General features: G+C 59.8%; 14 protein-coding genes. 6 read left to right on the forward strand and 8 right to left on the reverse strand.

Translation table 11 applies throughout. The annotated features are described in order from the left end of the window. Position 1 precedes the first annotated feature (1 nt). The 7 genes from OVA00_RS35570 to OVA00_RS35600 form a co-directional block, all read right to left on the reverse strand. On the reverse strand, positions 2-889 hold the full coding sequence (locus OVA00_RS35570; protein ID WP_034801886.1) for an ABC transporter permease: 888 nt from the start codon (positions 887-889) through the stop codon (positions 2-4). Continuing rightward, positions 889-1,911, reverse strand: coding sequence for an ABC transporter permease (locus tag OVA00_RS35575; protein ID WP_043619645.1), 1,023 nt, complete (start codon positions 1,909-1,911; stop codon positions 889-891). The genes OVA00_RS35570 and OVA00_RS35575 overlap by 1 nt, the downstream gene beginning before the upstream one ends. 95 nt (positions 1,912-2,006) lie before the next feature. Then, the gene (locus OVA00_RS35580; RefSeq protein WP_034801959.1) at positions 2,007-2,336 is read right to left on the reverse strand and encodes a cupin domain-containing protein; all 330 of its coding nucleotides are present in this window, start codon (positions 2,334-2,336) and stop codon (positions 2,007-2,009) included. 74 nt (positions 2,337-2,410) lie between these two features. Continuing rightward, complete coding sequence (locus OVA00_RS35585) at positions 2,411-3,133, reverse strand: FadR/GntR family transcriptional regulator (protein ID WP_442780590.1); 723 nt, start codon at positions 3,131-3,133, stop codon at positions 2,411-2,413. A 98-nt stretch (positions 3,134-3,231) separates the two neighbouring features. Continuing rightward, positions 3,232-3,969 carry a FadR/GntR family transcriptional regulator gene (locus OVA00_RS35590; protein ID WP_060516792.1) on the reverse strand — a complete coding sequence of 246 codons (738 nt, stop codon included), beginning with the start codon at positions 3,967-3,969 and terminating at the stop codon, positions 3,232-3,234. A gap of 83 nt (positions 3,970-4,052) precedes the next feature. Then, positions 4,053-5,570, reverse strand: a complete 1,518-nt coding sequence (locus OVA00_RS35595; protein WP_060610054.1) for an aldehyde dehydrogenase (NADP(+)) — start codon at positions 5,568-5,570, stop codon at positions 4,053-4,055. Positions 5,571-5,572: 2 nt separating this feature from the next. Next, on the reverse strand, positions 5,573-6,367 hold the full coding sequence (locus OVA00_RS35600; RefSeq protein WP_090302369.1) for an NAD-dependent epimerase/dehydratase family protein: 795 nt from the start codon (positions 6,365-6,367) through the stop codon (positions 5,573-5,575). An 85-nt stretch (positions 6,368-6,452) separates the two neighbouring features. Here OVA00_RS35600 and kduI point away from each other — a divergent pair, with 85 nt between their 5' ends. The 4 genes from kduI to OVA00_RS35620 all read left to right on the forward strand — a co-directional run bounded on the left by kduI (position 6,453) and on the right by OVA00_RS35620 (position 10,178). After that, positions 6,453-7,277, forward strand: coding sequence for a 5-dehydro-4-deoxy-D-glucuronate isomerase (gene kduI / locus OVA00_RS35605; protein ID WP_090302367.1), 825 nt, complete (start codon positions 6,453-6,455; stop codon positions 7,275-7,277). Further along, the gene (gene kduD, locus OVA00_RS35610; RefSeq protein ID WP_060644514.1) at positions 7,274-8,017 is read left to right on the forward strand and encodes a 2-dehydro-3-deoxy-D-gluconate 5-dehydrogenase KduD; all 744 of its coding nucleotides are present in this window, start codon (positions 7,274-7,276) and stop codon (positions 8,015-8,017) included. Before kduI ends, kduD begins: the two co-directional genes overlap by 4 nt. A gap of 92 nt (positions 8,018-8,109) precedes the next feature. Further along, positions 8,110-9,021 carry a 5-dehydro-4-deoxyglucarate dehydratase gene (gene kdgD, locus OVA00_RS35615; RefSeq protein ID WP_089046333.1) on the forward strand — a complete coding sequence of 304 codons (912 nt, stop codon included), beginning with the start codon at positions 8,110-8,112 and terminating at the stop codon, positions 9,019-9,021. A 20-nt stretch (positions 9,022-9,041) separates the two neighbouring features. Beyond that, positions 9,042-10,178: a mandelate racemase/muconate lactonizing enzyme family protein gene (locus tag OVA00_RS35620; RefSeq protein ID WP_250806200.1), complete on the forward strand. Its 1,137-nt coding sequence runs from the start codon at positions 9,042-9,044 to the stop codon at positions 10,176-10,178. A 123-nt stretch (positions 10,179-10,301) separates the two neighbouring features. Here the strand turns inward: OVA00_RS35620 and OVA00_RS35625 are convergent, their stop codons facing one another. Further along, on the reverse strand, positions 10,302-11,222 hold the full coding sequence (locus tag OVA00_RS35625; RefSeq protein ID WP_090301571.1) for a helix-turn-helix domain-containing protein: 921 nt from the start codon (positions 11,220-11,222) through the stop codon (positions 10,302-10,304). A gap of 213 nt (positions 11,223-11,435) precedes the next feature. Here OVA00_RS35625 and OVA00_RS35630 point away from each other — a divergent pair, with 213 nt between their 5' ends. Both OVA00_RS35630 and OVA00_RS35635 read left to right on the forward strand, forming a co-directional pair. After that, positions 11,436-12,317, forward strand: a complete 882-nt coding sequence (locus OVA00_RS35630) for a carbohydrate ABC transporter permease (protein WP_034798656.1) — start codon at positions 11,436-11,438, stop codon at positions 12,315-12,317. Positions 12,318-12,321: 4 nt separating this feature from the next. After that, positions 12,322-13,206, forward strand: coding sequence for a carbohydrate ABC transporter permease (locus OVA00_RS35635; RefSeq protein ID WP_034798658.1), 885 nt, complete (start codon positions 12,322-12,324; stop codon positions 13,204-13,206). Position 13,207: the final 1 nt, after the last annotated feature.

The raw sequence follows: 13,207 nt of genomic DNA on the forward strand, positions 1-13,207 counted from the left end.
TCTACCTCCGGTTCATCTGCTTCGGATCGAGCGCATCGCGCAGCCCGTCGCCGAGAAGGTTGAAAGCGAGACTGACCGAAAGAATGGCGACACCCGGGAAGGTGACGAGCCACCAGCTGTCCAGCATGTACTTGCGGCCTGTCGCAATCATCGCGCCCCATTCCGGCAGCGGAGGTTGGGCGCCGAGCCCCAGAAAACCGAGACCGGCAGCCGTCAGGATAACGGTCGCCATGTTCAGTGTCAGGCGAATGAGCACCGAGGGCAGGCACATGGGCATGATCGACTTGACGATGATGCGTGTGGCCGATGCGCCCTGGAGCCTGGCTGCCGAGATGTAGTCCGCCTTGCGAAAGGTCATTGCCTCTGCGCGCGCGAGGCGTGCGATCGGTGGCCAAGAGGTCAGCGCAATCGCGATAATGGCGTTGTTCAGGCTTGGACCCAGCGCTGCAACGAAGGCGAGCGAAAGAATGAGGCTCGGGAAGGAGAGAAAGATGTCCGTGATCCGCATCATCACGGTATCGACCTTCCCGCCGAGATAGCCGGCAGTCGTGCCGATGACGAGCCCGATTGGGCCAACGACAATCGAGACGAGGAAGATAATCGTAAGCGTGATACGCGAGCCCCAGACCAGGCGGCTGAAGATGTCACGACCAAGCTCGTCGGTGCCGAACAGATGTCCATTTCCAGGCGCCTGCAGCGTGTTTGCGAGGTTCTGGGCATAGGGGTCATGGGTGGCAATCAGCGGCGCGAAGGTTGCGACAAGGACGAGCAGCACCAGGACCGCAAGACCGAAGGTCGAGGTTGGGCTCTTCAACAGGAAGCGCACGATGTTCTTGAGTGCGTAAAGCGGAGCCGGCAAGCGGAACGCAGTTTCAGCTTGGGTGGTCATCAGCGTGTCCTCGGGTCGAAGATGCGATAGAGAACGTCGGACAGAAGATTGAGGGCGATAAAGATGATCCCGACGATCAGGACGCAGGTCATGACGGCGTTCATGTCGCCGGTAATGAGGTTATTGGTGAGATATTGGCCAAAGCCCGGCCACGCGAAGACCGTCTCGATCAGCACGGCGCCTTCGAGCAGCGAGCCATAGGCAAGCGCAATGATGGTGACCAGTTGCACCCGAATGTTGATGAAGGCGTGCTGCCAGATCGTCTGGCTGCGAGAAAGGCCTTTGACGCGCGCCGTCGTGACATATTCCTGACCGAGCTGATCCAGCATGAAGCTGCGGGTCATGCGCGTGATATAGGCGGAAGAGGAGTAGCCAAGCAGCGACGCCGGCAGGATGATGTGGTTGACGGCCGACCAAAACACATCCATTTCGCCGGCGATCAGGCTATCGATCAGCAGGAATCCGGTCCGCTCCTCGACAAGGCCAATATAGAACTGGTCCATGCGTCCGCTGCCGCCGACGAGGCCGAGATAAGCATAAAAGACGATAAGTGCGATCATGCCGGTCCAGAAGATCGGCATGGAGTGCCCGAACAGGCTGAAGACGCGCACGACATGGTCGGGCCAGCGGTCCTTGTTGACGGCAGCAAGCACTCCGAGCGGAACGCCGAGGCCGGCTCCGATGAGGATTGCGAAGGTCGCAAGCTCGATCGTTGCCGGCATCACGTGCAGGATATCCTGAATGACCGGCTGGCCCGTGCGGATGGAGGTTCCGAAGTTGCCGGTGAAAACGTCTCCAAGATAGTAGGCGAATTGTTCCCAAAGAGGTCGATCAAGCCCGAGCGAACGATAGACCTGTTCGTAGGTCTCGCGGGTTGCGTCCTCCCCGACGATCGCGCGGACCGGATCGGCAGGCATAAGGCGGCCGATGAAGAACGTCAGGAGCAGAAGGCCGAGCAACGTGACCGCAATGGTCCCGACCTGCCCGGCCACGCCGTGGAAGCGTAGGCGACGAATTGACATGGTTCCTCCATTTGTCAGTCGCCTGCGGTGAGGCGTTACAGGCTCCAATCCTGTATGACAACTTTCACTGAACCTGTCACAGGTTATGTCGAGTGTCAAGCAGAGCTGACGGAGAGGAAGTCATCTCTACGGGGCGTGAAGCAGTCGATGAGCTCTCCTGCCTCCAGGCATTCGCAGCCATGTTCCGTGTTTCCGGGGATTACGAGGCTGTCGCCAGCCTTCAATTCATAGGTCTGGCCATTGCGAAAGAAGCGGAATTTGCCGCGCGCCACATAGGTCGATTGCACGTGCGGGTGGCGGTGGAGCTTGCCTTTTGCACCGTTTTCGAAGCGAAAGGAGACGACCATGAGCTCAGGCGAATCTGAAAGCACCTGGCGGGTGACGCCGGTATCGGTCGAAATCGTGGGGAAAGTAGGAAGAGACATGCGGACCTCATAGATGATGTATGACAACATCATCATACATGTCCTTTTGCCTGTATGACAACTCTGCGCGTCTATTAAATTGCGTCGGGGCTCATGGTGCGGGAACGCAAGAGCGCGTTGTACCGATCAAGGCTTCCCCGCAAGTGGGCGCGCATGCGCTCGCGCGCCGCTTCAGCATTGCCTTCGATGATTGCCTCAACGATCTGGCCATGCTCTTCCTGAAGATGGAGGTTGTAGTCCTTCGGGCGCGACCCCGGCGCAGATCCCTGCAACTCGCCGCGCGGAATGATGCCAGTACGGATCAGTTGGAGAAACTCCGGAAAACGCCGGTTTTGCGTGGCTTCCGCAATCGCCAGGTGAAGCTCGAAATCTGCATCGCGCGTAGGATTGCCAGTTGCCAGGCACTCGCCAACACGATGATGGGCCTCAAGGATGGTTTCGATCTGGGCGGGTGAACGGCGCGCGGCCGCCAGCCCTGCCGATTCCACCTCGAAAACCGTCCGAAGTTCAAGAAGCTCTATGACCGACGAAATCCGCTCGGTCTTCAAATCCTTGAAAGGCTGCTCCTTTTCCGGCTTTGTCTCAAGGGCAAATATGCCGGCGCCCTTGCGCGCTTCGACCAGCCCGTCGGCGCGAAGGATGGCAATCGCTTCCCTTACGACTGTACGGCTGACGGAATACTCGCGCGTCAGAGCGCTTTCGCTCGGAAGCCGGTCGCCGGGGCGAAACACGCCTTCCGCCAGATCGCGACGCAGCGCGGCGCTGATTTTTGCCGCAAGCGACGTGCCACGCTCCATAGTGTTTACGGCTTCCATTTTCGTCCCAACATGCTCAAACCTGTCTGGCATGTTAGTCGTAATCTGTTCGAATGCAAGTCCGGCTCTCTCAACCAGTGCTAGCGCAAGGTTCGCAGCATGGAGCGATATCGTGTCTGGCTGTTCTTCAGGTGATCGCGCATGGCTGCGCGAGCCTGTTCCTCATCCCCGCTTTGGACCGCGTCGAGTATCGCCTCGTGTTCATCGAGAAGCCGGCGCATCTCGACGGAGGGAAGGGCGGCTTCCTCTCCCTCGCGGGCGACCGCACGGCGCGGGATGACAGCCGGCCCGAGCACATGGAGAAACTCGGCAAACCTTGGATTGTTCGTCGCTTCGGCAATAGCGAGATGAAAAGCAAAATCGGTTTCGGCGGTCGGCTCACCACTTTCGGCGCGGATGCGAAATGCTTCGAACGCTTCGATAATTTTGCCTTCCTGTCCCGGGGAGCGGCGAAGTGCGGCCAACCCGGCCGCATCGCCTTCGACTGCCGTTCTGATTTCCAGCATCTCGATCAATGATGAGACGCGGGCGAGATCGACGTTGTGAAACGAATTTCTTGCGGCCGGGGCAGGCTCCAGCACGAAAACGCCGACGCCATGTCGTGCCTCGACCAATCCGTCGGAACGCAGTGCTGCAATCGCTTCTCTTACGACAGTGCGGCTGACGTTAAATTCCTTGGTCAGTTGCGCCTCTGATGGCAGGCGGTCGCCGGGCCGGTAGCGGCCCTCGGCGATATGGGAGCGCAGAACGTCGGTAACCTTTGCCACCAGGGTCCTGGGCTGCGGGGCGTTCGTATCGGAAGCAGTCGCTATCGTCATGTGGTTGCCCGGTTCCAGAATGTGGCGGCACCTGCCGCTTCATCTCTGGATACGCCAAAGATGGCGGACGAGGCAATCGCTCCTCAATCCGATAGCAAATCAGCAGGCAAAAGCCCGTCAGGTACATTCTGATAGGATACGGGCCTCAGAAACCTGCGGATCGCCATAGTTCCGACCGAGGTCGCGCCGAAATTCGTAGAGGCCGGATAGGGCCCGCCATGAACCATGGCGTCGCAGACTTCCACGCCCGTGGGAAATCCGTTCACGAGAAGACGGCCGGCCTTGCGCTCCAGGATCGGCATAAGTTGGCGTGCAAGATCGGTGTCTCCGTCGTTGAGATGAAGAGTTGCAGTCAGCTGGCCATCGAAACTCTGGGCGACGACGACCAGTTCTTCAATGCTTTCGGCCGTGACGATGAGGCCGAGCGGGCCGAAGACTTCTTCTGAAAGCGTATGGTTGGCGAGCCAGTCCCGTGCAGAGACGAGGAAGAGATTGGGTGTGACGTTGCGCCGATCGCAGCTGGATGTGAAGACGTCGCGAACGCCGCGGCCTGAGGCAATGCGATTGCGCCCATCGCGATACGCTTTGGCAATTCCATCCGTCAACATCACTTGTGCGCCGATCTGCGAAAGCGCCGCACGCACGCTTTCCGCAAACGCTGGCGCCTCGCCTGCTGCGATCACGGCAATGCCTGGATTGGTGCAGAATTGTCCGGCGCCCATCGTCAACGAGCTTGCCCAACCCTTGGCGATTTCCTCGCAGCGGACCTTGCCGGCTTCGGGCAGGATGAACATCGGGTTGACCGAACCCAGTTCGCCGAAGAAGGGGATTGGTTCCGGGCGCTTCGCACATAGGTCGAAAAGCGCGCGGCCACCCGCAAGCGAGCCGGTAAAGCCGACGGCCTTGATGAGGGGATGTGTAACGAGGCCAGTGCCGACGTCCCGGCGACCGCCCTGGATGAGTGAGAATACGCCGGGGTGAAGCCCTTGCTTCCTGATCGCTGCGTGGGCAGCCTCGGCAACCACTTCGCTCGTCCCAGGATGGGCTGAATGGCCCTTCACGATGACCGGGCACCCGGCGGCAAGAGCCGACGCGGTATCGCCGCCCATTGTCGAGAAAGCCAGCGGAAAATTGGAGGCACCGAACACCGCAACCGGACCGACAGGTCGCTGAAGCAGTCGGATATCGGGGCGCGGCAGGGGCTTTCTGTCCGGCAGCGCTTCATCGTGGCGTCTGTCGAGATAGTCGCCCTTTCCGAGATGGGCTGCAAAAAGTCGGAGCTGGCCGGTGGTGCGTCCACGTTCTCCTTCTAGCCGGGCGGGCGGCAGACCGGTTTCTGCACTGCCGATCTCGGTAATGGCCGCCCCGCGGCTTTCTATCTCATCGGCAATGGTTTCTAGAAAGGCCGCGCGCTCTTTCCGGCTTGAATGGCCATAGGACCAGAAGGCATCCTCGGCCGATTTCGCGGCCCTGTCGACCAGATCCGGCGTGCCGACGGAAAAGTCAAACGCGGCACCATGGGCCGGTTCGCTGCTGAATGTCTGCTCGGTCGCGATCCACAAGCCCGCAACCAGGTGTTTGCCGTGAGGGGTGAAGGTCATTGTCACTCCTTGAAGATAGGATTGTCGGTAAAGGCACCGCCTTGAAAGCGCGCCATTGATTTGTCGGGGGTTGGTTTCGCGGCGTTCGTTTGGATTTTCTCGCGCCAGGCCTCGGCGTTGTCTTTCGCCCTCCAGCCGAGCCAAGCCAGATGCGAATTGTCCCACCAGCAGCTGTCGTTTGCTGAAACGCCCCAAATGACCGGGCAACCAAGCACTGGGGAGCGGAAAGCGGCTTCGATCAGCGATGCGAAATCGCCATGAGAAAACCAGGTCGACAGCATCCGATGGTCCATCGGCTCAGTTGTACAGGAGCCGATGCGCACCAGTGCTGTCTCCTGTCCGAACTTGTCGAAGTACAGGCGGGCGAGCGATTCACCGAAGCATTTGGACACACCATAGAGCCCGTCGGGGCGAAACGGTGCATCGGGCCCAAGTCGATCAGTCTGCGGATAGTAGCCGATCGTGTGGTTTGAACTTGCAAAGATGATGCGGGGCAAGCCATGGGCGCGGGCGGCCTCGTAGAGATTGTAGAGGCCGACGATGTTGCCGGTGACAACCTCGTCGAACGGGCGTTCGACGGAGATCCCGCCCAGATGCACGATACCGTCGCAGCCCGCCACCATCGCGTCGACGGCCCATGGTTCGGCGAGATCGCAGTGCATCCATTCCTCGTTGGGGCCGGTGACATCAGCCGGTGCGATGTCGCCAAGACGGATTGTTTCGGCAAGCAACGCCAGTCGCGGTCGCAAGGCGCGGCCAAGCGCGCCAGCCGCGCCCGTGATCAGGAGGCGTTTCATTCGGGTCTTGACCTTGAACACGTTATCATACAATACGGACTTACATGTATTATCTCTTGTTCGCAATACCTCAAAGGAGGACCGAATGCTGACCGTCGAAACAAGGCAGGCCGTTAATCCGGACTATGCGCGAGCGCTCGATACAGAAGGCCTGCGTAAGCATTTCCTGGCGCAGGATATGTTCCGGCCCGGTGAGATCCGGCTGGTCTACACGCACTACGATCGCTTCGTTATGGGAGGTGCCGTTCCTAACGGTGCTGCGCTGACGCTCGATCGGGTCGATGAAACGAAGACGCCGTCCTTCCTTGACCGGCGCGAAATGGGTGTCGTGAACATCGGTGAGGCCGGTACGGTGACAGCCGGTGATGAGATATACGCGCTCAACCGCGGCGATGTGCTCTATCTCGGGGCCGGTTCTGGTGCGGTGACGTTTGCCGGACGCGGACGTTTCTACATCGTCTCCTGCCCGGCGCACCGCAGCCTGCCGGCGCGGCTTGTGACACTCGGTGAAAGCAAGGAGGTCAAGCTTGGCGCGATGGAAACCTCCAACAAGCGGACCATCAATCAGTTCATCCACCCGCTCGTGATGGAAAGCTGCCAGCTCGTGCTCGGCTACACAACGCTCGAAGACGGCTCCGTTTGGAACACGATCCCCTCCCACGTGCATGATCGCCGCATGGAGGCCTATCTCTATTTCGGTATGGACGAAAAATCTCGCGTGCTCCATCTGATGGGTGAGCCACAGCAGACGAGGCATCTGTTTATCGCCAACGAGGAAGGCGCGATCTCGCCGCCATGGTCGATCCACTCGGGCGCGGGCATCGGCTCTTATACCTTCATCTGGGCGATGGCCGGCGACAACGTCGATTACACGGATATGGATTTCATTCAACCGGCGGATCTGCGATGAAAAATCTCTTTTCTCTTGAAGGACATAAGGCTCTCGTCACAGGGGCGAATACTGGTCTTGGCCAAGCGATCGCAGTTGGCCTGGCTCAGGCGGGCGCTGAGGTTGTCTGCGCCGCGCGCAGGGCGCCCGACGAGACCCTTGCGCTCATCGACAAGGCCGGGGGAAGGGCGACTGCACTGGCGCTTGATTTCGCCAATCCGATGGCGGCAACCGGAGTATTTGCCGGTGCGGAATTCGACATTCTCGTCAACAACGCCGGAATCATCCGTCGCGCTGACGCGGTTGATTTTTCCGAAGCTGATTGGGATGCAGTCATGGATGTGAACCTCAAGGCACTGTTCTTCACGACCCAGGCTTTTGCCAAGGAGCTGCTTGCGAAGGGCATGTCCGGCAAGGTGGTCAACATCGCGTCGCTGCTTTCCTTCCAGGGCGGAATTCGCGTACCGTCCTACACCGCCGCCAAGCATGGCGTTGTGGGCGTCACGAAGCTTCTCGCCAACGAATGGGCGTCAAAAGGCATCAACGTCAATGCGGTTGCGCCCGGCTATATCGAGACCAACAACACCGAGGCTCTAAGGGCAGATCCTGAACGTAGCAAGGCAATACTCGAGCGGATTCCGGCGGGCCGCTGGGGGCGCTCCGAAGACATTGCGGGTGCGACCGTGTTTCTGTCTTCGGCGGCTGCGAACTACATCCATGGTGCGGTGTTGAATGTCGATGGCGGTTGGCTGGCGCGCTAAAATAACTTGTATGATGAGTTGTATGATGACTATTGACATTGGTGTGATATCCCGATTATCTGGGGCTATCAACCATAGAGGAAATCAACGTTATGAACCCTGAGCAGATCAAGGCCGCGCTTGGATCGGGCCTGCTTTCGTTCCCGGTGACGCATTTCGATGCGGAGGGTCGGTTTGCGCCGGACAGCTATCGGGCGCATGTCGAGTGGCTGGCCGGCTACAAGGCCCCGGTTCTGTTTGCGGCCGGTGGCACCGGCGAGTTCTTTTCGCTGAAGCCGGACGAGATCCCCGGCATCGTCAGGGCGGCCAAGGACGTTTCCGGCGACACGGCGATCGTATCGGGCTGCGGCTATGGCACGGAGATGGCGGTCGACATCGCCCGTTCGGTCGAGCGCGTCGGTGCCGACGGCATCCTGCTTCTGCCGCACTATCTGATCGATGCGCCGCAGGAAGGGCTTTATGCCCATGTGAAGACGATCTGCCAGTCGGTCGGCATCGGCGTCATGGTCTATAACCGCGACAACGCGGTGCTGCAGGCCGACACGCTCGCCCGGCTGTGCGACGAATGCCCGAACCTGATCGGCTTCAAGGATGGCACCGGCGACATCGGGCTGGTGCGCCAGGTCACCGCCAAGATGGGCGACCGGCTGATGTATCTCGGCGGCATGCCGACGGCGGAACTGTTTGCCGAGGCCTATCTCGGTGCCGGCTTCACCACCTATTCCTCGGCCGTCTTCAACTTCGTGCCGGGCCTTGCCAATGAGTTCTATGCCGCCCTTCGCGCCGGCGAGCGCGCCACCTGCGAGCGCATCCTCAACGACTTCTTCTATCCGTTCATGGCCATCCGCAACCGCGCCAAGGGCTATGCGGTGTCGGCGATCAAGGCCGGCGTGCGGCTACAGGGTTTTGATGCCGGTCCGGTGCGTGCGCCGCTGAAAGACTTGACCGAGGAGGAAGTCGCCATGCTCGACGCGCTCATCGGTGCGAACAAGCGTCAGAAATGAGTGTTTTGCGAGGATAGCCCATGAAGATCGTCGCCGTCCGCACCCACCTTCTCGAACATCGGCTGGCCGTGCCGTTCGAAAGCGCCTCCATGCGTTTTGACCGTCGGGCCCATGTGCTGGTCGAGATCGAGTGCGACGACGGCACGATCGGCTGGGGCGAGTGCCTCGGCCCGGCGCGGCCGAATGCGGCGGTGGTTGCGGCGTACACGACCTGGCTGATCGGCCAGGACCCGCGCCAGACGGAAAAGCTCTGGGCGATCCTCTACAACGCGCTGCGCGATCAGGGGCAGCGCGGGCTTGCGGTCACCGCCCTTTCCGGCATCGATATCGCGCTCTGGGATATCAAGGGCAAACACTATCGTGCCTCAGTTTCCATGCTGCTTGGCGGGCGCTGGCGCGAGAGCGTGCGCGCCTATGCGACCGGCAGCTTCAAGCGCGATGGCGTCGACCGGGTCTCCGACAATGCGCTGGAGATGGCCGAGCGCCGGGCGCAAGGCTTCCATGCCTGCAAGATCAAGATCGGCTTCGGCATCGAGGAAGACCTGCGTGTCATTCGTGCCGTGCGCGAGGCGATCGGCGACGAGATGCGGCTGATGATTGACGCCAACCATGGCTACACCGTCACCGAGGCGATCCGGCTTGGCAAGGCGGCGGCCGACTACGACATCGACTGGTTCGAGGAGCCGGTCGTGCCGGAACAGCTTTCCGCCTATCGCGCGGTCAGGGCCGGCCAACCGATCCCGGTTGCCGGCGGCGAGACCTGGCATGGCCGCTATGGCATGTGGCCGGCGATCGAAAGCCGTGCCGTCGACATCCTGCAGCCGGATCTCTGCGGCTGCGGCGGCTTTTCCGAGATGGCGAAGATCACGAGCCTTGCGACGCTGCACGGCGTTCGCATCGTGCCGCATGTCTGGGGCACGGGCGTGCATATCGCTGCCGCGCTGCAGTTCATGGCGGCGATGACGCCGGATCCGGTGCGGGTCAACCCGATCGAGCCGATCCTGGAGTTCGACCGGACGGAAAACCCGTTCCGGCAGGCGGTGCTGAAGGCGCCGATCGAGGCGGTCGACGGTGTCGTTGCCATCCCCGATGCGCCCGGCCTTGGCATCGAGATCGACCGTGACGCGCTCGCCAGGTTCAAGATGCCCGAGACATGAGAGTGTTGTTGACATGCGCGCCGACCAGGGCCATGTCCGAAATTGCCGGGTATGTTCTCCCACATCATCGCGGCGAGACACATGGGTGCTTGTCTGTCCGGCTTAGCGCCAACACACTTCGAGCTAGTCGGCCGCAAGCCCGTCGGCAAGTACCAGGGCCTGTTCGCGCTCGTCGAGGTGCATGAGGCCGCCATCTCGGCTTTGGCGAACCCTTTTCATGTGATCGCGTGGACTGATACCCAGAGTTCGCTTGAACATGCGTGAGAAGTAGTAGGGGTCGGGATAGCCGACTTCCGCGGCCGCAGAGGAAACCGAAAGCCCTGCTTCGAGAAAGTGCATCGCCCGCTCCATGCGTTTCAGTTCCTGGTACTTGCGCGGCGTGCGCGCCACGCGCTTTTGGAATTCCCGCAGGAAATAATCGCGATTGTAGGGTGATGCCTCAACCGCTTTCGTCGCAATATCCGGGTCGAGCGGATTGGCGGAGATCATCGTTGCGGCCTTCATGACAGCGAGATCGATCGCGTCTGCCCCCTCGGGCTGGTAGGTGGCATGGTCTCGCCACCCGATGAACGCATCCTCGATGAAAGCGATCAACAGAACCATGAACAGGTGGTGCTGGCCAAGCGTCACGGAAGAGGGCGGCGCGCTTTGACGATAGTGGCGCGCCAACGGCTCAAGCAACCCCCACCGCGCCAGTCTCAACTTCGGCACCAAATCCATCTGCTCGACCAGGTTGTGGCGGCCGTAAATATCAAGAGTGAAATGCTGGGCGAGGCCAAGATACGTCTCCGGTCCCTCGCTCCATCCGATGAAGCGCTGGCCGCGCGAAATCAGCATGGCATCACCCGGCTCCATCACGCGTGGCTCGCCGTCGACCAGATAGTGGCCGCGCCCTTCAAGGCAGATGACGAGGTCGTCGACCGGGTTCGACTTGTCGATGCGCCAAGTCTGCGAATGCTCCATCCGGATAGCAGCGCGGGTCAGATTAAGCGTCAGCGCCGCCGGTGGAATAGCTGAGAGAATTCCACCTTCAATTTCGTCCATCTTTTTCCTCGCCTTTGTGAATTCATTCTGTGACAAAAATACGTGAGTGTCATCGCAGAAATGCATGCACGCACCGCATCGAACTGGGAGGAGATCGGTCAGCGGACGGGAAGGAGGCTACAGCCTGCGCCTGTCTGCGCCGTTCCGGGAGCGCAATTTGTACGAAACCGTATCTAAAATGGCCGCTCTGCAGTGCCGTCCGGGAGGGCCGGCATGAAAGGGCATCGTCTTTTAGGGCTTGGCTATCTGGCGCCCTACATTATCGGCCTCTTGATCTTCACGGCCATTCCGTTCATCGGCTCATTCTATCTCAGCTTCACGAGCTACGACTTGATGAGCGAGCCGCGCTGGACAGGTGTCGCCAACTACGAGCGGCTGTTTACCCGCGACCGGACTTTCATCAAGTCGCTGAACGTAACGCTGCTTTACGTGTTCATTACCGTGCCTTTGAAGCTCGCCTTTGCGCTCTTCATCGCTGCAATTCTAAACCACAGGTTGAAATTCATCGGTCTTTTTCGAACGGCGTTCTATGTGCCTTCAATCCTTGGGGGGTCGATCGCGATTGCCGTTTTGTGGCGTTATGTCTTCGCTTCGCAGGGCCTTGCGAACATGGCGCTTTCGACCCTTGGTATCGCGCCCGTCGATTGGTTCGGCGATCCCGTGAATGCGCTTTTCACCATCACGCTGCTGCGCTGCTGGCAGTTCGGCTCGGCCATGGTGATCTTTCTTGCCGCCCTTCAATCGATCGACAAGTCACTTTATGAAGCGGCCGCCATCGACGGCGCCGGCAAAGTGCGCACCTTCTTCTGGATCACCCTACCGCTGCTAACGCCGGTTATTTTCTTCAACTTGATCATGCAGATGGTTCAGGCGTTCCAGGAGTTTAACGGCCCTTACATCATCACCCAGGGCGGTCCACTCAAGGCGACCTATCTACTGCCGCTCTACATTTATGACGAGGCTTTCAAGAAGTTCAACATGGGCTACGCCTCGTCTATCGCCTGGGTGCTCTTCGCCATCATCACTGTGCTGACCCTTGTTGCCTTCTGGTCCTCCAAGAAGTGGGTCTATTACGCCGGCGACAAGAGGAGCTGACGAGATGACCGAGTTTCAAGCTCTCAACGATCGCGTGGCTGCACGCAGGGCAAGGGTCCGCCTGATCTCCACGGCGGTTCGCTATGTGCTTCTGTTTTCCGTTGGGTTCGTCATGCTCTACCCGCTGATCTGGCTGGTAGGCGCGAGTTTCAAGACGAATTCGGAGATCTTTTCTGGTGCTGGTTTCATGCCGGCAAATCCGACGGCTGACGGCTATGTAAAGGGCTGGCAGACGTCGACGCCCTATACGTTCGGCCGGTTCTTCTGGAATTCCTTCCTGATCATTCTGCCGAAGGTCATCGGTACGGCGATCTCATGCACGATGGCGGCTTATGCCTTCGCAAGGTTCGACTTTCCGCTGAAGAAGATCCTCTTCGGTTCGGTCATTGCCATCCTGCTTCTGCCAAATGTTGTAACCCGCATTCCGCAGTATATTCTCTTTCGCGATCTCGGCTGGCTCGACACGTTCCTGCCGCTCTGGGTACCTTCCGCCTTTGCGGGCGATGCCTTCTTCGTCTTCATGCTGGTGCAGTTCCTGCGCTCGCTTCCGGCGGATATGGAAGAGGCCGCTCGTGTTGACGGCGCAAACAGTCTCCAGACGCTGGTCTACATCGTCGTGCCGATGCTCGCGCCGGCGCTGATCTCTGTCTGCCTGTTTCAGTTCATGTGGACCATGAACGACTTCCTGGGACCGCTGATTTACCTGTCATCGGTCGACAAATATCCCGTGAGCCTCGCGCTCAAACTTTCCATCGACACCACCGAAGCCTTCGAATGGAACCGCATTCTCGCAATGTCGGTGCTGACGATCACGCCTGCCTTGGTCGTCTTCTTCGCTGCGCAACGGTACTTCATTGAAGGGATCTCCTCTGGGGGAGTCAAAGGCTGAA

Origin of the sequence: Ensifer sp. SL37 (assembly GCF_026672675.1) — a bacterium.
Classification (GTDB): Bacteria; Pseudomonadota; Alphaproteobacteria; order Rhizobiales; family Rhizobiaceae; genus Ensifer; species Ensifer adhaerens.

Excerpts from the sequence above, each read along its gene's own strand:
- OVA00_RS35570 (WP_034801886.1), bottom strand. The coding sequence starts at position 889 with ATGACCACCCAAGCTGAAACTGCGTTCCGCTTGCCGGCTCCGCTTTAC.
- OVA00_RS35575 (WP_043619645.1), bottom strand. The coding sequence starts at position 1,911 with ATGTCAATTCGTCGCCTACGCTTCCACGGCGTGGCCGGGCAGGTCGGG.
- OVA00_RS35580 (WP_034801959.1), bottom strand. The coding sequence starts at position 2,336 with ATGTCTCTTCCTACTTTCCCCACGATTTCGACCGATACCGGCGTCACC.
- OVA00_RS35585 (WP_442780590.1), bottom strand. The coding sequence starts at position 3,133 with ATGGAGCGTGGCACGTCGCTTGCGGCAAAAATCAGCGCCGCGCTGCGT.
- OVA00_RS35590 (WP_060516792.1), bottom strand. The coding sequence starts at position 3,969 with ATGACGATAGCGACTGCTTCCGATACGAACGCCCCGCAGCCCAGGACC.
- OVA00_RS35595 (WP_060610054.1), bottom strand. The coding sequence starts at position 5,570 with ATGACCTTCACCCCTCACGGCAAACACCTGGTTGCGGGCTTGTGGATC.
- OVA00_RS35600 (WP_090302369.1), bottom strand. The coding sequence starts at position 6,367 with ATGAAACGCCTCCTGATCACGGGCGCGGCTGGCGCGCTTGGCCGCGCC.
- kduI (WP_090302367.1), top strand. The coding sequence starts at position 6,453 with ATGCTGACCGTCGAAACAAGGCAGGCCGTTAATCCGGACTATGCGCGA.
- kduD (WP_060644514.1), top strand. The coding sequence starts at position 7,274 with ATGAAAAATCTCTTTTCTCTTGAAGGACATAAGGCTCTCGTCACAGGG.
- kdgD (WP_089046333.1), top strand. The coding sequence starts at position 8,110 with ATGAACCCTGAGCAGATCAAGGCCGCGCTTGGATCGGGCCTGCTTTCG.
- OVA00_RS35620 (WP_250806200.1), top strand. The coding sequence starts at position 9,042 with ATGAAGATCGTCGCCGTCCGCACCCACCTTCTCGAACATCGGCTGGCC.
- OVA00_RS35625 (WP_090301571.1), bottom strand. The coding sequence starts at position 11,222 with ATGGACGAAATTGAAGGTGGAATTCTCTCAGCTATTCCACCGGCGGCG.
- OVA00_RS35630 (WP_034798656.1), top strand. The coding sequence starts at position 11,436 with ATGAAAGGGCATCGTCTTTTAGGGCTTGGCTATCTGGCGCCCTACATT.
- OVA00_RS35635 (WP_034798658.1), top strand. The coding sequence starts at position 12,322 with ATGACCGAGTTTCAAGCTCTCAACGATCGCGTGGCTGCACGCAGGGCA.